This is a genomic window from Pantoea sp. Cy-639 (assembly GCF_011752525.1).
Lineage (GTDB): Bacteria > Pseudomonadota > Gammaproteobacteria > Pseudomonadales > Pseudomonadaceae > Aquipseudomonas.
In genome coordinates, this window is the sequence record NZ_VWXI01000005.1 from 257,604 (window position 1) to 278,171 (window position 20,568).

The 20,568-nt window shown below is 64.3% G+C and carries 18 protein-coding genes; 5 read left to right on the forward strand and 13 right to left on the reverse strand.

Annotation, left to right across the window (positions count from 1 at the left end; translation table 11 throughout):
* The first annotated feature begins 92 nt into the window (after nt 1-92).
* Nucleotides 93-530 (forward strand): Z-ring associated ZapG family protein, encoded by a 438-nt coding sequence (locus F3J43_RS08955; RefSeq protein WP_166884892.1) that lies wholly within the window; start codon nt 93-95, stop codon nt 528-530.
* A gap of 289 nt (nt 531-819) precedes the next feature.
* Here the strand turns inward: F3J43_RS08955 and mdeB are convergent, their stop codons facing one another.
* The gene (gene mdeB / locus F3J43_RS08960) at nt 820-3,498 is read right to left on the reverse strand and encodes an alpha-ketoglutarate dehydrogenase (protein WP_286184406.1); all 2,679 of its coding nucleotides are present in this window, start codon (nt 3,496-3,498) and stop codon (nt 820-822) included.
* Between the two features lie 36 nt (nt 3,499-3,534).
* The gene (locus tag F3J43_RS08965; protein ID WP_166884895.1) at nt 3,535-4,731 is read right to left on the reverse strand and encodes a methionine gamma-lyase; all 1,197 of its coding nucleotides are present in this window, start codon (nt 4,729-4,731) and stop codon (nt 3,535-3,537) included.
* A 127-nt stretch (nt 4,732-4,858) separates the two neighbouring features.
* Here F3J43_RS08965 and F3J43_RS08970 point away from each other — a divergent pair, with 127 nt between their 5' ends.
* Entirely contained in the window at nt 4,859-5,338 is a 480-nt protein-coding gene (locus F3J43_RS08970; RefSeq protein WP_166884897.1) for an Lrp/AsnC family transcriptional regulator, read from the forward strand.
* A 155-nt stretch (nt 5,339-5,493) separates the two neighbouring features.
* Here F3J43_RS08970 and cysN read toward each other — a convergent pair whose 3' ends face one another.
* From cysN to F3J43_RS08985, 3 genes are all read right to left on the reverse strand, one after another.
* Complete coding sequence (gene cysN, locus F3J43_RS08975; RefSeq protein ID WP_166884899.1) at nt 5,494-7,395, reverse strand: sulfate adenylyltransferase subunit CysN; 1,902 nt, start codon at nt 7,393-7,395, stop codon at nt 5,494-5,496.
* Between the two features lie 15 nt (nt 7,396-7,410).
* On the reverse strand, nt 7,411-8,328 hold the full coding sequence (gene cysD / locus F3J43_RS08980) for a sulfate adenylyltransferase subunit CysD (protein WP_166884901.1): 918 nt from the start codon (nt 8,326-8,328) through the stop codon (nt 7,411-7,413).
* Between the two features lie 169 nt (nt 8,329-8,497).
* The gene (locus F3J43_RS08985; RefSeq protein WP_166884904.1) at nt 8,498-9,256 is read right to left on the reverse strand and encodes a Nif3-like dinuclear metal center hexameric protein; all 759 of its coding nucleotides are present in this window, start codon (nt 9,254-9,256) and stop codon (nt 8,498-8,500) included.
* Nucleotides 9,257-9,545: 289 nt separating this feature from the next.
* Between F3J43_RS08985 and algW the strand changes: the two genes are divergently transcribed.
* Nucleotides 9,546-10,706: a Do family serine endopeptidase AlgW gene (gene algW, locus F3J43_RS08990; protein ID WP_166884906.1), complete on the forward strand. Its 1,161-nt coding sequence runs from the start codon at nt 9,546-9,548 to the stop codon at nt 10,704-10,706.
* A gap of 30 nt (nt 10,707-10,736) precedes the next feature.
* Here the strand turns inward: algW and F3J43_RS08995 are convergent, their stop codons facing one another.
* The 4 genes from F3J43_RS08995 to F3J43_RS09010 all read right to left on the reverse strand — a co-directional run bounded on the left by F3J43_RS08995 (nt 10,737) and on the right by F3J43_RS09010 (nt 14,893).
* Nucleotides 10,737-11,453 carry an amino acid ABC transporter ATP-binding protein gene (locus tag F3J43_RS08995; protein WP_502706605.1) on the reverse strand — a complete coding sequence of 239 codons (717 nt, stop codon included), beginning with the start codon at nt 11,451-11,453 and terminating at the stop codon, nt 10,737-10,739.
* A 58-nt stretch (nt 11,454-11,511) separates the two neighbouring features.
* Complete coding sequence (locus F3J43_RS09000) at nt 11,512-12,582, reverse strand: amino acid ABC transporter permease (RefSeq protein ID WP_205297745.1); 1,071 nt, start codon at nt 12,580-12,582, stop codon at nt 11,512-11,514.
* Nucleotides 12,583-12,619: 37 nt separating this feature from the next.
* Nucleotides 12,620-13,798: an amino acid ABC transporter permease gene (locus tag F3J43_RS09005; protein WP_166884912.1), complete on the reverse strand. Its 1,179-nt coding sequence runs from the start codon at nt 13,796-13,798 to the stop codon at nt 12,620-12,622.
* A 66-nt stretch (nt 13,799-13,864) separates the two neighbouring features.
* Entirely contained in the window at nt 13,865-14,893 is a 1,029-nt protein-coding gene (locus tag F3J43_RS09010) for an amino acid ABC transporter substrate-binding protein (protein ID WP_166884914.1), read from the reverse strand.
* 335 nt (nt 14,894-15,228) lie between these two features.
* Here F3J43_RS09010 and F3J43_RS09015 point away from each other — a divergent pair, with 335 nt between their 5' ends.
* Entirely contained in the window at nt 15,229-15,885 is a 657-nt protein-coding gene (locus tag F3J43_RS09015) for an alpha/beta hydrolase (RefSeq protein WP_166884916.1), read from the forward strand.
* 93 nt (nt 15,886-15,978) lie between these two features.
* Nucleotides 15,979-17,448 carry an ATP-dependent RNA helicase RhlB gene (rhlB, locus tag F3J43_RS09020; protein WP_166884918.1) on the forward strand — a complete coding sequence of 490 codons (1,470 nt, stop codon included), beginning with the start codon at nt 15,979-15,981 and terminating at the stop codon, nt 17,446-17,448.
* Nucleotides 17,449-17,631: 183 nt separating this feature from the next.
* On the opposite strand, the gene moaE is transcribed toward rhlB, so the two are convergent.
* From moaE to F3J43_RS09040, 4 genes are all read right to left on the reverse strand, one after another.
* Complete coding sequence (moaE, locus tag F3J43_RS09025; RefSeq protein ID WP_502706601.1) at nt 17,632-18,105, reverse strand: molybdopterin synthase catalytic subunit MoaE; 474 nt, start codon at nt 18,103-18,105, stop codon at nt 17,632-17,634.
* Nucleotides 18,102-18,347 (reverse strand): MoaD/ThiS family protein, encoded by a 246-nt coding sequence (locus F3J43_RS09030; RefSeq protein ID WP_166884922.1) that lies wholly within the window; start codon nt 18,345-18,347, stop codon nt 18,102-18,104. Before F3J43_RS09030 ends, moaE begins: the two co-directional genes overlap by 4 nt.
* Complete coding sequence (gene moaC, locus F3J43_RS09035; RefSeq protein ID WP_166884924.1) at nt 18,347-18,817, reverse strand: cyclic pyranopterin monophosphate synthase MoaC; 471 nt, start codon at nt 18,815-18,817, stop codon at nt 18,347-18,349. The genes F3J43_RS09030 and moaC overlap by 1 nt, the downstream gene beginning before the upstream one ends.
* Before the next feature lie 114 nt (nt 18,818-18,931).
* Nucleotides 18,932-20,332, reverse strand: coding sequence for a PhoH family protein (locus tag F3J43_RS09040; protein ID WP_166884926.1), 1,401 nt, complete (start codon nt 20,330-20,332; stop codon nt 18,932-18,934).
* Nucleotides 20,333-20,568 lie beyond the last annotated feature (236 nt).

Consider the following 20,568-nt stretch of genomic DNA (forward strand, 5'->3'; position numbering starts at 1 on the left):
AGGAATTCTGTTCTGATTTGCGATCGCTCGCGGTATACAGCGCAGGTCTGAGCCGTTAACGTAAAGCAAAGCCGTTTATAGAGGAAGGACTCGTGGAACACTCGCTCCTTGTTTGGTTGCTGCCGACCCTGGCCCTGGTCGTCGGTGTCGTCGTCGGTTTCGCGCTGGCCCGCCTGCTGCCCAACGCGGCCCCCAGCAATACGCAGCGCCAGCTGGACGACATCCAGCAGCGTTTCGACAATTACCAGAACGAAGTGGTCACCCATTTCAACAGCACCGCGTCGCTGGTCAAGAAGCTCACCCAGAGCTACCAGGACGTCCAGGATCACCTGGCCGACGGTGCCAACCGCCTGGCCCTCGACGAACTGACCCGTCAGCGTCTGCTGGCCGCGCTGCATTCGGATGCCGCGCAGGGCCCGCGCGATCGCCTGACGCCACCGAAGGACACCGCCGAAGTGCCGCGCGACTACGCACCCAAGTCGCCGAACGCACCGGGCATGCTCGATGAGAGCTACGGCCTCAAGCGTTGATCCTGATGACATGAAAAAGGCCTCGCAAGAGGCCTTTTTCATGCGTCTGAAAACGTTGCCCAGGCAACGTCCGTCACGTCAGATCAGGGCTTGCGCCAAGGCAGAACGCTCTCATCGTCACCACCGCTGACACGAGAAATGCTCACTGCTACAGGTCGAATTGCTGCTTCCATGACAAAGACTCCTATACGTTGATCTGGCCACATGGCCAGCCCGATCAAGATGCCTTAGCCTGGCGGGCAGCAGCAGAGGGAAACAGGCCCGGCCATGCCCTGACCTCGACCCGATATCAGCGATACCAGGGCGCCCCCTCGGTGTGCAGCGAATAGCGCAGCGCTGCCTGCTCAAGCACATCGCGCGGCAACTGCCCCTGACGCACCAGGCCATACAAGGCCGCCATCACCAGCGCATGCCGGTCCACCTCGAAAAAACGCCGCAGTTGCTGGCGCGTATCGCTGCGCCCGAACCCATCGGTGCCCAGGGAGAGAAACGGTGCCTGCACATACTCGGCGATCAACTGCGGCCAGGCACGTACATAGTCGCTGGCCGCAATCACCGGAGCATCACCGGACAGGCAACGGCGCAAGTGGCAGTCCTCCTCGACGCCGCCAAGCGCAGCCCGCCGCGCATCCCGTGCATCACGCGCCAGCTCGCTGAAACTGGTGACGCTGAACACCTCGCAGTCCACCTGCCAGTCGTTCGCCAGCAATCCGCCTGCCGCGATGACCTCCCGCAGGATCGCCCCGGAGCCCAGCAACCGCACCCGCCCCAACGGGTCTTGCGCCTGATGCTGGGTATACAGATACATGCCACGCAACACGTCTTCGCGCACCTCATCCGGCAACGAGGGTTGTGGGTAGTTTTCGTTCATCACCGCCACGTAATGGAACTCGTCCCGCTGCTCGACCACCATGCGCCGTGCGGCATGATCGAGGATCACCGCCAGCTCGCCGGCGAAGCACGGATCCCAGGCCCGGCAGTTGGGCACCATCGATGCCATCACCAGGCTGGAACCGTCCTGGTGTTGCAGCCCCTCGCCACCCAGCGTGGTGCGCCCGGCCGTAGCGCCCAGCAGCAGCCCGCGGGCCCGCTGGTCGGCGGCCGCCCAGATCAGGTCGCCGACCCGCTGGAAACCGAACATCGAGTAATAGATGTACACCGGCAGCATCGCCTCGCCATGCACCGCATAGGCGGTGGCAGCGGCAACCCATGAGGAGATCGCCCCTGCCTCGGTGATACCCTCCTCCAGCAACTGACCGTCGCGCGCCTCCTTGTACACCAGCAGCGAACCGGCATCCTCGGGCTCGTAACACTGCCCCTGAGGGGCATAGATGCCGATCTGCCGGAACAGGCTGGCCATGCCGAAAGTACGCGCCTCGTCAGCAACGATCGGTACTACCCGCGGCCCAAGTCCAGGCGCCTTGAGCCAGTTGCCGAGCAGGCGTACGGCCGCCATGGTGGTGGACATTTCCTTGCCATCGGCATGCAGCGCGAAACCAGCCACCGCCTCCAGCGCAGGCAGAGGCAACGGCAGGCAATCGCTGCGGCGAACCGGCAACGGCCCACCCAGCGCCTGACGACGCTCGCGCAGATAGCGCATTTCCGGGCTGTCCTCGGCCGGTCGATAGAAGCGCAACTGCTCCACCGCCTCGTCCGACAACGGCAGGTGAAAACGGTCACGGAACGCCAGCAGCGCCTGCACATCCAGTTTCTTGGCCTGATGCGCGGTCATCCGCGACTCACCGGCACTGCTCATGCCATAGCCCTTCTTGGTCTTGGCCAGAATTACCGTGGGCCGGCCCTTGCACGCCTTGGCGGCGGCGTAGGCAGCGTGCAGCTTGCGAAAGTCGTGGCCACCGCGCTTGAGCGCGTTGATCTCGTCGGTGCTCATATGCGCCACCAGGCGCTGCAACGTCGGGTCCTGGTTGAAGAAGTGCTCGAGGTTGTAGCGCCCGTCCTTGGCACCCAGGGTCTGGAACTCGCCATCGGGGGTCGCCGCCAGCCGGCGCAGCAGGGCATGTTCGTGGTCACGGGCGAACAGCGCATCCCATTCCGAACCCCATAGCACCTTGATCACGTTCCAGCCGGCACCGCTGAACAGCGCCTCGAGCTCCTGGATGATCTGGCCGTTGCCGCGTACCGGACCGTCCAGGCGCTGCAGGTTGCAGTTGACGATGAACGTCAGGTTGTCCAGCCCCTCGCGGGCCGCCAGGGTCAGCCCGGCGGTCGACTCCGGCTCGTCCATCTCGCCATCGCCGAACACGCCCCACACATGCCGTGCCGAGGTGTCGAGCAGGCTGCGGTGCTGCAGATAACGCATGAAGCGCGCCTGGTAGATCGCATTGAGCGGGCCGATGCCCATGGAACCGGTGGGGAACTGCCAGAAGTCGGGCATCAGCCAGGGGTGGGGATAGGAGCACAGGCCGTTACCCGCGACCTCCTGGCGGTAGTTGGCCAGTTGCGCCTCGCTCAGGCGGCCCTCGAGAAACGCCCGGGCATAAATGCCCGGTGCCGAGTGTGGCTGGAAGAACACCAGGTCGCCGGTGCGCTGCGCCCCGCCCACTTCACCGCGGAAGAAGTGCTGGAAGCCGACCTCGAATATCTCCGCCGCCGAGGCATAGCTGGCGATATGCCCGCCCAGCTCACCATAGGCATGATTGGCCCGCACCACCATGGCCAGGGCATTCCAGCGCAGGATCCCGGTGATCCGCTCGTCCAGTTCCAGGTCGCCGGGATAAGTGCCCTGCTGCTCCACCGGCAAGGTATTGCGGTAGGCCGAGAACGCCTGTGCCTCGCGCGCCAGGCCCAGCTCCAGGGCATGGGCCTGCAGGCGCTGCAGCAAGTAGCGCGCCCGCGCCGGCCCGCAGTGGGCCAGGGTCGAGGTCAGTGCCTCGCACCATTCGGCGGTTTCCGCCGGATCGCTGTCCAGCACTGCATCCAGGGCCGTCAACGGCTCGTTCGGGTTCATCATCGCTACCATCGCGCAAGCCTCGTCCGTGGCCATTCAGGCACAAGCCGCCAGGGCCTGGCGAATGTCGGCGAGCAGGTCGTCGATGTCCTCAAGGCCCACCGACAGGCGCACCAGCCCTTCCGAGATGCCGTGTTCGACACGCTCTTCCTGGGTATAGCTGGAATGGGTCATGCTCGCCGGGTGCTGGGCCAGCGACTCGGCGTCGCCCAGGCTCACCGCGCGGCTGAACAGTTGCAGCGCGTTCATGAAGCGCCGTCCGGCCTCGATGCCGCCCTTGAGTTCGAAGGCGATCATCCCGCCGGGCAGGCGCATCTGGCGCTGGGCCAGGGCGTACTGGGCGAAAGACGGCAGGCCTGGGTAGTGGATCAGCTCGACCTGTGGCTGGTGAAGCAGGTACTCGGCGAGCTGACGGGCATTGGCGCAGTGACGGTCCATGCGCAGGGCCAGGGTCTTGATGCCGCGCATCAGCAAGGCCGCATCGTGCGGCGAAAGCACCGCGCCGGTCATGTCCTTGAGCCCTTCCAGGCGGATCCGGTCGACCAGCGCCTTGCGCCCGACCACCAGGCCGGCGGTGATATCACCATGGCCGGAGAGGTACTTGGTGGCCGAATGCACCACCAGATCGGCCCCCAGTTCCAGAGGGCGCTGCAGGTACGGCGTGCAATAGGTGTTGTCGACCACGATGCTCAGGTCATGGCCACGGGCGGCCTCGACTACCGCGGCGATGTCCACCAGTTGCATGTTGGGATTGGCCGGGGTCTCGAAGTAGATCATCCGCGTGCGGGGCGTGATCGCGGCTTTCAGGGCCTGGGTGTCGTTGAGGTCGACATGACGGATCTTCACGCCGAACTCGCCGATGCCATGGTGCAGGTAGGCGAACGTGCAGCCATACAGGGTACTGCCGACGATCAGTTCATCCCCCGGACGCAGCAGGGTCCACAGGGTGGCGGTGATCGCACCCATCCCCGAGGCCAGTGCCAGCCCGGCCTCGCCGCCTTCGAGCGAGGCCATGCGCTGTTCCAGCAGGCTCAGGGTCGGGTTGGAAATACGGCTGTAGAAGTGCCCGGCCTGCTCCCCGGCGAAACAGGCGGCGCCGTACTCGACAGTGGGAAAGGCATAGGTGGCGGTCTGGTAGACCGGCGGCACCAGTGCGCCGCCATGGGACAGCGGGTCGTAGCCGTGGTGGATCGCCCGCGTGGAAAAACCGGTGTTGTTGTTGGAGTCGCGCATGGCAACAGCCTCTTGTGGTTTGCTATAAGCTTATGCCACCGGGCTGCCGCGTTTTTTCCAAATTAGCCCACGCTTCCCTGCCGTTATTGAAAGAAAAACAACAAAAACAGCTACTGGAGGGCAAGACATGCCTTCGCTCCTAGACCGCACCGATCGCGCGCTTCTGGCCGCCCTGCAAGACAACGCACGCCTGACCGTCGCCGAACTCGCCGACCAGGTCGCCCTGACCACCTCGCCTTGCTGGCGACGGGTCAAGCTGCTCGAAGACAACGGCTACATCACCGGCTACCAGGCCATTCTCTCGCCCAAGTCGCTAGGCTTCGGCGTGACGGCGTTCGTCAGCATCATGATGGACTCGCACACCAAGGACATGGCCCTGGCTTTCGAGAAACGGCTGATGGAGATCCCCGAGATCGTCGCCTGCCACAATATTTCCGGGCGCTATGACTTCCTGCTGGAGATCCTCGCACGGGACCTGGAGTCGTTTGGCGAGTTCACCCGCGAAGTCCTGCAGCGACTGCCCGGGGTGAAGGAAATCTATTCAAGTTTCTCGTACAAGGCGGTGAAGGAGCGGCGGGTGATTCCGGTGTCGGAGAAACATATCTAGCCTTTCGGAAGAGCGCCTGCAGGAGCGGCCTTGCCGAGGCGGCGGACCGGTCGGAAAGAGCTGCAAGGCAGCCCCAGCCCCTCGCAAGCGACGTTCTTGCCGGCCCCGAACAATGAAAAACCCGCCGAAGCGGGTTTTTCATGCTCTGCGAAGGATCAGATCGCGCCGCGCTGACGCAGCACGTCCAGCACCTGCTTCACGCCTTCATCGACACTGAGCGCCTGGGTATCGATCACCAGGTCGGCATCCAGTGGCACATCGAACGGGAAGCTTTCGCCTGGGATATTGTCGCCACCGGCAGCATACAGGCCCTGCGGGTCGCGCTCGCGGCAGACCAGCGGCGATGCCTGGACATAGACGGTCACCAGGCGCTCCTTGCCGATCAGCGCCTTGGCCTGCTCGCGGCCTTCGGCATCGGGCGCGACGAACGCGGCCAGGGTCAGCAGGCCGGCTTCGTTGAACTGGCGCGCCACATGGGCGGCGCGGCGCCAGTTCTCGGTACGCCCGGCACGGTCCTGTGGCAGGCCCTTGTTCAGGTCGTGGCGCAGGTTCTGGCCGTCGAGCACATAGACCGCGCGGCCCATGTCGAACAGCTTGCGCTCCACGGCGTAGGCCAGGGTGCTCTTGCCGGCACCGGACAGGCCGCTGAACAGCACGGTGGCCGGTTGCTGGCCGAAACGCAGGGCGCGCTCCTCGGTGGACACATGCGCCAGCTTGCCATGCTGGCCACTGCTGCCGTGCGGCAGGACCGGCGGGGCGATGATCATGCCGGCACCGACGGTACCGTTGGTCAGACGGTCGATGACGATGAAGGCACCGGTGGTGCGGTTGCTGTCATAGCCGTCCAGGGCGATGGCGCTGTCCAGGGCGACCTTGACCCGACCGATCTCGTTCAGTTGCAGCGAGCTGGCGACACCCTGCTCGAGGGTGTTCACATCGACCTTATGGGTGATGCTGGCGATCGAGCCCGGCACGTAGCTGGTGGCGCGCTTGATGTCGTACTTCTTGCCCGGGAGCATCGGCTCCTCGGCCATCCACACCAGCATGGCGTCGAACTGGTCGGTCACCGGCGGCACGTTGTCGGCATGCACCAGCAGGTCGCCGCGGGAGATGTCGATCTCGTCTTCCATGGTCAGGGTCACCGCCTGGCCTGGCCCGGCGTTTTCCAGTTCGCCTTCGAAGGTGACGATGGACTTGACCCGGCTGCTCTTGCCCGACGGCAGCACGACGATCTCGTCACCCTTGTGCACCACGCCACCGGCGATGGTGCCGGCGAAGCCGCGGAAGTTCAGGTTCGGCCGGTTGACGTACTGCACCGGGAAACGCAGGTCGGTGACATTGCGGTCACCGGCAATCTCGACGGTCTCGAGGATCTCCATCAGCGCCGGGCCCGTGTACCACGGCGAACGCTCGCTGCGGTTGACCACGTTGTCGCCCTTGAGCGCCGACATCGGCACGAAGTGCAGGCTCGAAGGCTTGAGGTTGATGCCTTCGGCGAACTTCAGGTAGTCGGCCTTGATCGACTCGAACACCTGCTCGTCGAAGCCCTTGAGGTCCATCTTGTTGACCGCGACGACGATGTGCTTGATGCCCAGCAGGGAGGCGATATAGCTGTGTCGGCGGGTCTGGGTCTGCACACCGTAGCGGGCGTCGACCAGGATGATCGCCAGGTCGCAGGTGGACGCGCCGGTGGCCATGTTGCGGGTGTACTGCTCGTGGCCCGGGGTGTCGGCGATGATGAACTTGCGCTTGGCGGTGGAGAAGTAGCGATAGGCGACATCGATGGTGATGCCCTGCTCGCGCTCAGCCTGCAGGCCATCGACCAGCAGCGCCAGGTCGACTTCTTCACCGGTGGTGCCGGATTTCTTCGAGTCGCGGGTGATGGCCTCGAGGTGGTCCTCGTAGATCATCTTCGAGTCGTGCAGCAGGCGCCCGATCAGGGTGCTCTTGCCATCGTCGACGTTACCGCAGGTCAGGAAACGCAGCAGTTCCTTGCGTTCGTGCTGGGCCAGGTAGGCGAGGATGTCCTCGCTGATCAGATCGGATTGGTGCGACATGATGAAACCCTGAAATTAGAAGTAGCCTTGGCGTTTTTTGTCTTCCATCGAGCCTGCGCCATCGTGGTCGATGACACGGCCCTGGCGCTCGGACGTACGGGTCAGAAGCATTTCCTGGATGATATCGGTCAGGGTTTCGGCTTCGGACTCGACGGCCCCCGTCAACGGGTAGCAGCCAAGGGTACGGAAACGCACTTTCTTCTTGACGATGCGCGCCTTCTCCTCGTCGCTGAGGTGCTCGAGGATGCGCTCGTCGTCGATCATGATCAGGGTGCCGTTCTTCTCGATCACTTCACGCTCGGCGGCGAAGTACAGCGGCACGATCGGGATGCCTTCGAGGTAGATGTACTGCCAGATGTCCAGTTCGGTCCAGTTCGACAGCGGGAACACACGGATCGACTCGCCCTTGTTGACCTTGCCGTTGTAGAGGTTCCACAGTTCCGGACGCTGGTTCTTCGGGTCCCAGCGATGCTTGCTGTCACGGAACGAGTAGACACGCTCCTTGGCCCGCGACTTCTCTTCGTCGCGGCGCGCGCCACCGAAGGCGGCGTCGAAGCCATGCTTGTCCAGCGCCTGCTTCAGGCCCTGGGTCTTCATGATGTCGGTGTGCTTGGAACTGCCATGGGTGAACGGGTTGATGCCCTGCGCCACGCCCTCGGGGTTGACGTGGGTGATCAGGTCCAGGCCCATTTCCTCGACCATCTTGTCGCGGAAACGGTACATCTCCTGGAACTTCCACTGGGTGTCGACGTGCATCACCGGGAACGGCAGCTTGCCCGGGAAGAAGGCCTTGCGCGCCAGGTGCAGCATGACCGCGGAATCCTTGCCGATCGAGTACAGCATCACCGGATTGTCGAACTCGGCGGCCACCTCGCGGATGATATGGATGCTCTCCGCCTCCAGCTGTTTCAAGTGCGTCAGATTGTCGACCATGGCTACTCACGAAAAACGATCTTATGGACGGCCTGCGGGCCGTGTTCGAGCGAGCCACTTTATCACAGCGCCTGATTCTATTTAGGAGGCTGCCTAGATCGAAACAATCTAACGATATGACTGCGGGTTTGGCCGTGCGCACCCGCGTTTGCAGGAGGTTGGAGAGCCGTCAGATCGGGTTCGGGCAATCGATGAACAGATGCTCGACGGCAAAGCGCCGTGCCAGGTAGTCGCCCAGCGCCTGTACACCGTAGCGCTCGGTGGCATGGTGGCCGGCGGCGATGAAGCTGATGCCGTTCTCCCGCGCGCTGTGGAAGGTCTGCTCGGACGCCTCGCCACTGAGGAACAGGTCCACCCCGGCAGCGATGGCGGTATCGATGTAGCCCTGTCCGCCGCCGGTGCACCAGCCGACCCGACGAATCATCTGCTCGCCCTCGACCACCAGTGGCTCACGCCCCAGCGCCTCCTGCACGCGCCGGGCGAAGTCACGCACCGATACCGGCTCGGCCAGCGAGCCGACCAGGCCGACCACCTTGGGGTTGTTCGGGTCCAGCGACCCTTCGACAGTGATGTCCAGCTGGCGTGCCAACTGGACGTTGTTGCCTACCTCCGGGTGCACGTCCAGCGGCAGGTGGAACGCCAGCAGGCTGATGTCGTGCTTGAGCAGGGTCTTCAGCCGACGCTGCTTGATCCCGGTGATGCACGGGTTCTCGCCCTTCCAGAAGTAGCCATGATGCACCAGCACCAGGTCGGCCTCGGCCTCGACGGCGGCGTCCAGCAGCGCCTGGCTGGCGGTGACGCCGCTGACGATGCGGCTGACCTGCGGGCGCCCCTCGACCTGCAGGCCGTTGGGGCAGTAATCCTGGATTTTCGCGCTGGACAGATAGCGCTCGGCTTCCTCGACCAGGGTATTGAGGGCGACGGCCATGGAAAAATCTCCTCGAATTCGGCGTTGCGGCTGGGCATCAGGCCCTATAATGGCCGCCATTATGGGCCGTCGCCGGTTACACGCAAACCGGCGCGGCAGCCTGGGCAATCATGCCATTCGCGGTGCCAGCCCGCGCCCACGCCCCCCTGCCACCCGCAGAGCACGGATATGGGCGCACGCAGGCCCCGATGGCGAAGCCGTCGCCGATCGACTTTTTCAGGTGTATGATCGCGCGCGCTTGCGCCCAGGCCGCTCTGCGGCGCCCCCGCCCTACTCCCAGGACTCATTCATGTTCAAGGCTCTGCGTTACTTCGGCTGGCCCCTGCTCACCGGCGTGCTGATCGCCCTGCTGGTCATCCAGAGCTTCCCGCAATGGGTCGGCCTGCCGAGCCAGGACGTCAACCTGCAACAGGCGCCGCAGACTTCGCGGATCATGCAGGGCCCGGTCTCCTACGCCGACGCCGTGACCCTCGCCGCTCCCGCAGTGGTCAACCTCTATACCACCAAGGTGGTGAACAAGACCGCCCACCCGCTGTTCGAGGACCCACAGTTCCGCCGCTTCTTCGGCGACAACCTGCCCAAGCAGCGGCGCTGGGAGTCGAGCCTGGGTTCGGCGGTGATCATGAGCCCCGAAGGCTACCTGCTGACCAACAACCACGTCACCAGCGGTGCCGACCAGATCGTCGTGGCGCTCAAGGACGGTCGCGAGACCCTCGCCCGGGTGATCGGCAGCGATCCCGAGACCGACCTGGCAGTGCTGAAGATCGACCTGAAGAACCTGCCGGCGATCACCATCGGCCGTTCCGACAGCATCCGCATCGGCGACGTCTGCCTGGCCATCGGCAACCCGTTCGGCGTCGGCCAGACCGTGACCATGGGCATCATCAGCGCCACCGGCCGCAACCAGCTGGGCCTGAACAACTACGAAGACTTCATCCAGACCGACGCGGCGATCAACCCGGGCAACTCCGGCGGTGCGCTGGTCGACGCCAACGGCAACCTGGTCGGCATCAACACGGCGATCTTCTCCAAGTCCGGTGGTTCCCAGGGCATCGGCTTCGCCATCCCGATCAAGCTGGCGCTCGAGGTGATGAAGTCGATCGTCGAGCACGGCCAGGTGATCCGTGGCTGGCTGGGCATCGAGGTGCAGCCGCTGAGCGAGGATCTGGCCGAGTCCTACGGCATGCAGGGGCGCCCGGGCATCGTCGTGGCAGGCATCTTCCGCGAGGGCCCGGCAGCACGCGCCGGGTTGCAGCTGGGTGACGTGATCCTGAGCATCAACGGCGAACCGGCCGGCGACGGGCGCAAGTCGATGAACCAGGTGGCACGGATCAAGCCCAACGAGAAGATCACCATCGAAGTGCTGCGCAACGGCCAGCAGATCAAACTGGTGGCCGAAGTGGGGCTGCGTCCGCCACCGGCGCCGGTGGCGGTCAAGGAAGAGAAGTAACCCCCGGCAGGAGCGGCGCCTTCTCTCAGTTCAGTGCAGGATCTGGCTGAGGAACAGCCGCGTGCGGTCACTGCGCGGCCGGTCGAAGAAATCATCCGGCGCCGCCTGCTCGACGATCTCGCCCTTGTCCATGAAGATCACCCGGTTCGCCACGGTCCGGGCAAAACCCATCTCATGGGTCACGCAGAGCATGGTCATGCCGTCCTCGGCCAGGCTGACCATGGTATCGAGCACCTCCTTGACCATCTCCGGATCCAGCGCCGAGGTCGGTTCGTCGAACAGCATGATCTTCGGCTTCATGCACAACGCCCGGGCGATCGCCACCCGCTGCTGCTGACCACCGGACAACTGCCCCGGGTACTTGTGCGCCTGCTCGGGAATGCGCACCCGCTCCAGATAGTGCATGGCAATTTCCTCGGCCTTGCGCCGGGGCAGCTTGCGCACCCACATAGGCGCCAGGGTGCAGTTCTCGAGAATGCTCAGGTGCGGGAACAGGTTGAAATGCTGGAACACCATGCCCACCTCGCGACGAATCGCCTCGATCTGCTTGAGGTCGTTGGTCAGCTCGACACCATCGACGACGATGCGCCCCTGCTGGTGCTCCTCCAGGCGATTGAGGCAACGGATGGTGGTCGACTTGCCCGAGCCCGACGGCCCGCACAGCACGATGCGCTCGCCCTGGCGCACGTTGAGGTTGATGTCCTTGAGCACATGGAACTGGCCGTACCACTTGTTCACACCCTGCATCTGGATGATGCCCTCGGGGCCGGCGGACTGCTTGATCGCTTCACTCATGTCGAGACTCCTAACGCTTGTGGCCAGTGTCCAGCTTGCGCTCCAGGTGCATGGAGTAGCGGGACATACCGAAACAGAAAATCCAGAACACCAGGGCGGCGAACACATAGCCCTCGGTCGCCATGCCCAGCCAGGCCGTGTCGGCCGCAGCCTGCTTGACGCTGTTGAGCAGGTCGAACAGGCCGATGATGATCACCAGGCTGGTGTCCTTGAACAGGGCGATGAAGGTATTGACGATGCCGGGGATCACCAGCTTGAGCGCCTGGGGCAGGATCACCAGGCCCATCGCCCGCCAGTAACCCAGGCCCATGGCCGCGGCGGCCTCGTACTGCCCCTTGGGGATGGCCTGCAGACCACCGCGCACCACCTCGGCGATGTACGCCGACTGGAACAGGATCACGCCGATCATCGCCCGCAGCAGCTTGTCGAAGCTCATGCCCTCGGGCAGGAACAACGGCAGCATCACCGACGACATGAACAGCACGGTGATCAGCGGCACCCCGCGCCAGAACTCGATGAAGGTCACGCAGACCACCTTCACCGCCGGCATCCGCGAACGCCGGCCCAAGGCCAGCAGGATGCCCAACGGCAAGGCGCCGACGATGCCCACGGTGGCGATCACCAGGGTCAGCATCAACCCACCCCATTGGCTGGTGGCGACGTTGCTCAGGCCGAGCAGGCCGCCGTGCAGCAGGGTGTAGGCCAGCACGGGATACAGCACCAGGAAGCCCAGGCCGTAGATGGCCTTGTGCGCAAACCGCTGGATGAACAGCGGCGCGGCGCCGATTACCGCGAGCCATACGCTCAGGTCGACACGCCAGCGCAGTTCGCTGGGGTAGTAGCCATACATGAACTGGCCGAAGCGCTGCTGCACGAACACCCAGCAGGCGCCCTCCTTCGTGCAGTCGGCACGGGTGGTCCCGACCCAGTTGGCGTCGATGAACGCCCAGTGCAGCAGCGGTGGCACAATCAGCCACACCAGGTACACGGCGAACAGGGTCAGCAGGGTGTTGATCCAACTGGAGAACAGGTTGGCACGCAACCATGCGAGCACGCCGACGGTTTTCACCGGTGGTGGCATGTCGGGTTTGAAAACATGGGCTGTCACGGATGGACCCTCAGCGTTCGATCAGCGCGATGCGCTTGTTGTACCCGTTCATCAGCAACGAGATGCTGATGCTGATGACGAGATAGACGCTCATGGTGATGGCGATCACCTCGATGGCCTGGCCGGTCTGGTTGAGCACGGTACCGGCAAACAGCGAGACCATCTCCGGGTAGCCGATGCCGGCCGCCAGCGACGAGTTCTTCGCCAGGTTCAGGTACTGGCTGGTCAGCGGCGGAATGATCACCCGCAGTGCCTGGGGGATGATCACCTTGCGCAGGGTCGGCCCCTCGCGCAGGCCGAGCGAGCGGGCTGCCTCGGTCTGGCCATGGCTGACCGAACGGATCCCCGAGCGCACGATCTCGGCGATGAACGCTGCGGTGTAGAGGGTCAGCGCCAGGGTCAGGGCCAGCAGTTCGGGAATCAGCACCCAGCCTCCGACGAAGTTGAAGCCCTTGAGCTGCGGCACCTCCCAGTGCACCGGGCTGCCGAACAGCAAGGCGCAGATGCCGGGGATGCCGATCAGCAACAGCAGGCCGACCCAGAAGGTGTGGAACGGCTCGCCGGTTTCGTCGAAGCGCCGCTTGGCATGGCGCGCCATCAGCACGATCGCGGCAAGCGCCAGCACCAACGCCGCGACGAACGGCCAGAACCCCTCGGCCAGCGAGGCCCCGGGCATGTTCAGGCCACGGTTGCTGATGAAGAAAGTGTCCTGCAGGTTGATGCTGCCCCGCGGCCCCGGCAGGGTGAGGAACACCGCGAAGTACCAGAACAGGATCTGCAACAGCGGCGGAATGTTGCGGAAGGTCTCCACGTACACCGTCGCCAGCTTGTTGATCATCCAGTTCGACGACAACCGCGCCACCCCGATGACGAAGCCCAGCAAGGTGGCCAGGATGATACCGATGAAGGTCACCAGCAAGGTGTTGAGCAGGCCGATGACGAACACCCGGGCGTAGCTGTCCGACTCCACGTAGGGAATCAGGTGCTGGGCGATGCCAAAGCCGGCGCTGCGCTCGAGAAAGTCGAAACCCGAGGTGATGCCCCGGTGTTGCAGGTTGGTCTGGGTGTTGTGGAACAGGTACCAGCCCAGCCCGGCCACCAACGCCACGGTGAGGATCTGGAACAGCCACGCGCGCACCCGTGGATCGCTCAGGGAAAGCCCCTTCCGTGCGCCAATTCGATTTTGCATGAAGTGCCCCGACAAGTAGGGATTCGAACGACCCGCGGCGGCAGGATGCCGCCGCGGGGGCCGCCATCAGCGCACGGGTGGCGCGTACTGGATGCCGCCGTTGTTCCACAGGGCGTTCAGGCCACGATCGATCTGAAGCGGGCTGCTCTTGCCGAGGTTCCTCTCGAAGACCTCGCCGTAGTTGCCGACCTGCTTGACGATCTGTACCACCCAGTCCTTGGGCAGCTTGAGGTCCTTGCCATACTCGCCGTCGGCGCCGAGCAGGCGGGCGACGTCGGGGTTCTTGGTGGACTTGGCCTCGGCCTCGACGTTCTTCGAGGTGATACCAGCCTCTTCGGCGTTGAGCATGGCGAACAGCGTCCACTTGACGATGCCGAACCACTCTTCGTCGCCCTTGCGCACCACCGGACCCAGCGGCTCCTTGGAAATGGTCTCCGGCAGGACCACGTAGTCGCCCGGCGCAGCCAGCTTGGAGCGCTGCGCGTACAGCTGCGACTTGTCCGAGGTGAGCACGTCGCAACGCCCGGACTCCAGCGACTTGGCGCTCTCGTCGGAGGTGTCGAAGGTGATCGGGGTGTACTTCAGGCCATTGGCGCGGAAGTAGTCGGAGACATTCAGCTCGGTGGTGGTACCGGCCTGGATGCAGATGGTGGCGCCATCGAGCTCCTTGGCGCTGGAGACGCCGAGCTTCTTGTTGACCAGGAAGCCGACGCCGTCGTAATAGGTAACGCCGGTGAACACCAGGCCCATGCCGGCATCGCGCGAGCTGGTCCAGGTGGTGTTGCGCGAGAGCACGTCGACTTCGCCGGACTGCAGCGCGGTGAAACGCTCCTTGGCGTTGAGCTGGCTGAACTTGACCTTCTTCGCGTCGCCGAACACGGCGGCGGCCACGGCGCGGCAGACATCGGCGTCGATACCGACGATGTCGCCCTTGGCGTCAGGCACCGAGAACCCCGGCAAACCATCGCTCACGCCACATTGGACGAAGCCTTTCTTCTGCACCGCATCCAGGGTGGCGCCGGCCTGGGCGAAGCTGGTGGCGCCCAGCGCGGCGGCAGCGGAGAGAACCGCCAGGGTGGATTGCAACCTCTTCATCAACAACCTCCACATCGCTCTTGTTGTATGAGCCGGAATTGCACCGCACCCTTGTGGGGTGCATCCGACCCCTTGTTGGCTTGTTCTTGGGTCAATTGGCGCAATGGGCTGTTCTGCGACAGCCTTCAATCCATGCGAGGGGTGTTACCGACAACGGCCACCCTTTCGCATCACTCGATACATAGCAAGGCGCGTACCACAGTCGACGGCTAAAGCGATTAAGCGGTCGTCAAGTCGGAAAAGTTGTAGAGTTGCGACATCTTTTTCTGGCATTAACCTTCATCGCCTTCCTTTTACGCACGCATTCGATACGTGCGCACGCATTTGGAGCAATCATGACCCACCCGCTGATTCTCGAACCACAGAAGACCGCCGATGCCTGTGTGATCTGGTTGCACGGCCTGGGCGCGGACCGTTACGACTTTCTACCCGTGGCCGAATTCCTCCAGGAACGCCTGCACAGCACCCGCTTCGTCATGCCCCAGGCCCCGACCCGCCCGGTGACCATCAACGGCGGCTACGAGATGCCCAGCTGGTACGACATCAAGGCGATGACCCCGGCGCGGGCCATCGACGAGGCGCAACTGGACGCGTCGGCCGAGCAGGTCATCGCCCTGGTCGAGGCCGAGCGCGCCAAGGGCGTGGACCTGAGCCGCATCTTCCTCGCCGGCTTCTCCCAGGGCGGCGCGGTAGTGCTGCACACCGCCTATATAAAGTGGCAGGAAGCCCTGGGCGGGGTGATCGCCCTGTCGACCTACGCCCCGACCTTCACCGACGGCCAGCAACTGAGCGCCTGCCAGCAGCGCACCCCGGCACTGTGCCTGCATGGCGTGCACGACCCGGTGGTGATTCCGTCCATGGGGCGCACCGCCTTCGAGCATCTCAATGCCTGGGGCGTCGCTGCCCGTTGGTACGAGTACCCGATGGAGCACGAGGTGGTGGTCGAGGAACTGAACGATATCCACGACTGGCTCAGCCGCCAGCTGCAGTAAGCGTGTAGCCCAGCGGAGCATTCCACTACGCCGCGCCCGGTTCTTGCATTACACTGCCCGGCGTACATTCCTTAACCAGTTGACGAGACGACCGTGCTCAAGGCACTCAAGAAAATATTCGCCAAGGGAGACGCCGCCGAGCCCGTCGCCGCGATCCCCCCCGCGCCGGCCCCGCAGCCGGCTGCCGCCCAGGCTCCGGCCCGCCAGGCTCCCCGACCCAAGCCAGCCGCCAAGCCCAAGGCCGAGTCGCAACCCACCACGCCGACCGACGCCGAGCCGCCGCGTGCCGAACAGCCGCCCCGGGACAAGCCACGCCGTGAACGCAAGCCCAAGCCCCAGGCCAGCCTGTGGAAGCCGGAGGACTTCGTGGTCGAGCCGCAGGAAGGCAAGACCCGCTTCCACGACTTCAAGCTGTCCAACGAGCTGATGCACGCCATCCACGACCTCGGCTTCCCCTATTGCACGCCGATCCAGGCCCAGGTGCTCGGCTACACCCTGCGTGGCCAGGACGCCATTGGCCGGGCCCAGACCGGCACCGGCAAGACCGCCGCGTTCCTGATCTCGATCATTTCGCAATTGCAGCAGGTGCCGCCGCCCAAGGAGCGCTACATGGGCGAGCCGCGGGCGCTGATCATCGCCCCGACCCGCGAGTTGGTGGTGCAGATTGCCAAGGACGCCCAGGCCCTGACCAAGTACAGCGGCCTGAACGTGATGAGCTTCGTCGGCGGCATGGACTTCGACAAGCAGCTCAAGGCCCTCGAGGCACGCCACTGCGACATCCTGGTGGCCACCCCTGGCCGTCTGCTGGACTTCAACCAGCGCGGCGAAGTGCACCTGGACATGGTCGAGGTGATGGTGCTGGACGAGGCCGACCGCATGCTCGACATGGGTTTCATCCCCCAGGTCCGCCAGATCATCCGCCAGACCCCGCCCAAGAGCGAACGCCAGACCCTGCTGTTCTCGGCCACCTTCACCGACGACGTGATGAACCTGGCCAAGCAATGGACCACCAACCCGGCCATCGTCGAGATCGAGCCGGAGAACGTGGCCAGCGAGACCGTCGAGCAGCACGTCTACGCCGTGGCCGGCAGCGACAAGTACAAGTTGCTGTACAACCTGGTCACGCAGAACAAGTGGGAGCGGGTGATGGTGTTCGCCAACCGCAAGGACGAGGTGCGGCGCATCGAGGAAAAACTGGTGCGCGACGGCATCAACGCCGCCCAGCTGTCGGGCGACGTGCCGCAGCACAAGCGTATCCGTACCCTGGAAAACTTCCGTGAAGGTCGCATCAGCGTGCTGGTGGCGACCGATGTGGCCGGTCGTGGCATCCACATCGACGGCATCAGCCATGTGATCAACTTCACCCTGCCGGAAGACCCGGACGACTACGTGCACCGTATCGGTCGCACTGGCCGGGCGGGAACCAGCGGTGTGTCGATCAGCTTTGCCGGTGAGGACGACTCCTACCAGTTGCCGGCGATCGAGGAACTGCTGGGACGCAAGATCAAGTGCGAGATGCCGCCGGACGAGCTGTTGAAGCCGGTGCCGCGCAAGCATCATTGATCGACGGCACATGCCACAGCGCAAGGCAAAACCTGAGAGCGGGCTTGCCCCGCGATAGCATCCGTTCAGACAACACCGTTGTCGGGACCGGCCCTGTCGCGGGACAAGCCCGCTCCCACGATCACCCTATGGGCTGTTCAGGCGAGGTTGTTTTCAACGCAAGGTCACCGAGTATCAGGCTTTTCACACAGCGCCTGGCATTGAGTCCCAGCGCCCGGCCGCGTCCTGGTCGCTCTGCTTGCCTTCCACCCAGCGCGGCCCATCCTGGGTATTTTCCTTCTTCCAGAACGGCGCCCGGGTCTTCAGGTAATCCATGATGAAGTTGCAGGCGTCGAACGCCGCCTGCCGGTGCGCGCTGGCCACACCGACGAAGACGATCGGCTCGCCCGGCTCGAGCGTGCCGATACGGTGCAGCACCTCGACCTTGAGCAGCGGCCAACGGCCCTCGGCCTCGACCACGATCTTGCCCAGCGCCTTCTCGGTCATGCCCGGATAATGCTCGAGAAACATCCCCGCCACATCCCGGCCATCGTTGAAGTCGCGCACGTAGCCGACAAAACCGACCACCGCGCCCACGCCGACGTTGGCGGCATGCATGGCGTTGACCTCGACCCCGGGGTCGAACGCCGCTTCCTGTACCCGTACGCTCATGCTCAACCTCCGGTCACCGGCGGGAAGAACGCGACCTCGTCGCCCTCCTCCAGCGTCTCGTCGAGCCTGCACAGCTCTTCGTTGCGCGCGCACATCAGGTTCTGTTCGGCCAGCACCTCATAGTGCCCGCCCTTGCCCAGCAGGGCCTGGCGCACATCGCCCAGCACCTTGAAGTCGCCCTCCAGGCGTTCGCCATCGACGCCCAGCACCTCACGGTAGCGGGCGAAATACATGACCTTGACCTTCATCAGCCCTGCACCTTGTAGTGGCCGCTCTTGCCGCCGGTCTTCTCCAGCAGGCGCACCTGCTCGATGACCATGCCCTTGTCGACTGCCTTGCACATGTCGTAGAGGGTCAGCGCAGCGACGCTGGCGGCGGTCAGCGCTTCCATCTCGACGCCGGTCTGCCCGGCCAGCTTGCAACGGGCGACGATGTGCACCACGTCTTCGCCTTCGGCGGCCAGCTCGACCTTGACGCTGGTGAGCATCAGCGGATGGCACAGCGGGATCAGGTCGCTGGTCTTCTTCGCCGCCTGAATGCCGGCGATGCGCGCCACGGCGAACACGTCGCCCTTGGGATGCTCGCCATCGACGATCATGCGCAGCGTGGCCGGCAACATGCGCACCCGCGCCTCGGCCAAGGCCTCGCGCGCGGTCACGGCCTTTTCGGTGACGTCGACCATGTTGGCGCGCCCCTGGGAATCAAGATGGGTCAGCACTGCTCTGCTCCTGGGAAGGGAATGCAGAGTGTAAACCCGCAGGTCAGCTTTGAGCAGAGGGCAGAAGCGCACAGCCCGCTCCCACGAGGGGAGCGGGCTGGTTGGCAGGCAGGGTTACAGGTGCGACTCGGCGTACTCGGCCAGTACCGAGCGCGGCACGCCCTGCAAGGTGATGTGAACGCCGTGGGGGAAGTCCTTGAAGCGTTCGGTGAGGTAGGTCAGCCCAGAGCTGGTGGCCGACAGGTAGGGGGTGTCGATCTGCGCCAGGTTGCCCAGGCAGACCACCTTCGAGCCGGTCCCGGCACGGGTGATGATGGTCTTGATCTGGTGCGGCGTGAGGTTCTGGCACTCGTCGATCAGGATCAGGCTCTGCTGGAAGCTGCGCCCGCGGATGTAGTTCAGCGACTTGAACTGCAACGGCACGCGCTCGAGGATGTACTCGACGCTGCCATGGGTGCTCTCGTCATCCATGTGCAAGGCCTCGAGGTTGTCGGTGATGGCGCCCAGCCAGGGCTCCATCTTCTCCGCCTCGGTACCCGGCAGGAAGCCGATTTCCTGGTCCAGCCCCTGCACGCTGCGGGTGGCGATGATGCGCCGGTAGCGCTTGCTGACCATGGTCTGCTCGATGGCCGCCGCCAGCGCCAGGATGGTCTTGCCGGAACCGGCGGCGCCGGTGAGGTTGACCAGGTGGATATCCGGGTCGAGCAAGGCGAACAGCGCCAGGCTCTGGTGGATGTCCCGGGGTTTCAGCCCCCAGGCCTCCTGGTGCAGCAACGGCTCCTGGTGCAGGTCGAGCAGCAGCAGTTCATGTTCGCGCACGCCCTTGATCCAACCGACGAATCCTTGTTCGTCGATGATGAACTCATTGATGTGCACCGCCGCCGCCGGCAGGGGCTCGGTCAGTTGCACCCGGTGCCAGGTGCGCCCACGCTCCTGGCGGGTGTCGACCTTGCTGACGCGGTCCCAGAACGAGCCGCTCACCGAGTGGTAGCCCTTGGACAGCAAGGACACGTCGTCGACCAACTGGTCGGTGCTGTAGTCCTCGGCAGCGATCCCGCAGGCGCGCGCCTTCAGGCGCATGTTGATGTCCTTGGTGACCAGGATCACGTCCAGGTCGGCGCGCTTGGCGCGCAGGTCCAGCAACTGGTTGATGATGATGTTGTCGGCGAGGTTCTCGGGGAGCAGGCGGTTGGGTTCGTTGCGCGTGCTCATGAGGATGGACAGGAAGCCCTTGGGCCCGCTCTTGCCACGCTGGATCGGCACGCCCTGCTCGACAGCGCTGGGCGAGGCGTCACCGAGGGTCTGGTCGATCAGGCGAATGGCCTGGCGACATTCGGCGGCGATGGTGTGCTTGCCGGTCTTGAGCTTGTCGAGTTCCTCCAGCACCGTCATCGGTATGGCGACGTGGTGCTCCTCGAAATTGAGCAGGGCGTTGGGGTCGTGTATCAGGACGTTGGTATCGAGCACATACAGGATTGGCTGGTTGGAGGAGGGGGTGCGTCCTTGGTCATCCATACTCGGTCACCTTATGTGAAAGCCACACGGCGCACACGGCTGCGCCGCAAAGTGACTGCCGTTCTCCCCGTATCCGCGTTGTTACGGGCGGGGAGCGCACCTGGCAAGGAGGGCCTGGATGACGCCACCTGTGCTGCAGGATTCGGCTGTCTGGCTCCTTGATACCGCAAAAACCATGACCGAAAAAAGACTTTTTACGCTCAGGTGAAGTTTATTTTTCGAAATGACGAACTGCG

Coding starts and splice junctions, on each gene's coding strand:
- F3J43_RS09030 (WP_166884922.1), bottom strand. CDS start 18,347: ATGAAGGTCAAGGTCATGTATTTCGCCCGCTACCGTGAGGTGCTGGGC.
- F3J43_RS09010 (WP_166884914.1), bottom strand. CDS start 14,893: ATGAAGAGGTTGCAATCCACCCTGGCGGTTCTCTCCGCTGCCGCCGCG.
- algW (WP_166884906.1), top strand. CDS start 9,546: ATGTTCAAGGCTCTGCGTTACTTCGGCTGGCCCCTGCTCACCGGCGTG.
- F3J43_RS09040 (WP_166884926.1), bottom strand. CDS start 20,332: ATGGATGACCAAGGACGCACCCCCTCCTCCAACCAGCCAATCCTGTAT.
- F3J43_RS08965 (WP_166884895.1), bottom strand. CDS start 4,731: ATGCGCGACTCCAACAACAACACCGGTTTTTCCACGCGGGCGATCCAC.
- F3J43_RS08970 (WP_166884897.1), top strand. CDS start 4,859: ATGCCTTCGCTCCTAGACCGCACCGATCGCGCGCTTCTGGCCGCCCTG.
- F3J43_RS08995 (WP_502706605.1), bottom strand. CDS start 11,453: ATGCAGGGTGTGAACAAGTGGTACGGCCAGTTCCATGTGCTCAAGGAC.
- cysD (WP_166884901.1), bottom strand. CDS start 8,328: ATGGTCGACAATCTGACGCACTTGAAACAGCTGGAGGCGGAGAGCATC.
- F3J43_RS09005 (WP_166884912.1), bottom strand. CDS start 13,798: ATGCAAAATCGAATTGGCGCACGGAAGGGGCTTTCCCTGAGCGATCCA.
- F3J43_RS09000 (WP_205297745.1), bottom strand. CDS start 12,582: ATGCCACCACCGGTGAAAACCGTCGGCGTGCTCGCATGGTTGCGTGCC.
- mdeB (WP_286184406.1), bottom strand. CDS start 3,498: ATGAACCCGAACGAGCCGTTGACGGCCCTGGATGCAGTGCTGGACAGC.
- F3J43_RS09015 (WP_166884916.1), top strand. CDS start 15,229: ATGACCCACCCGCTGATTCTCGAACCACAGAAGACCGCCGATGCCTGT.
- cysN (WP_166884899.1), bottom strand. CDS start 7,395: ATGTCGCACCAATCCGATCTGATCAGCGAGGACATCCTCGCCTACCTG.
- F3J43_RS08985 (WP_166884904.1), bottom strand. CDS start 9,256: ATGGCCGTCGCCCTCAATACCCTGGTCGAGGAAGCCGAGCGCTATCTG.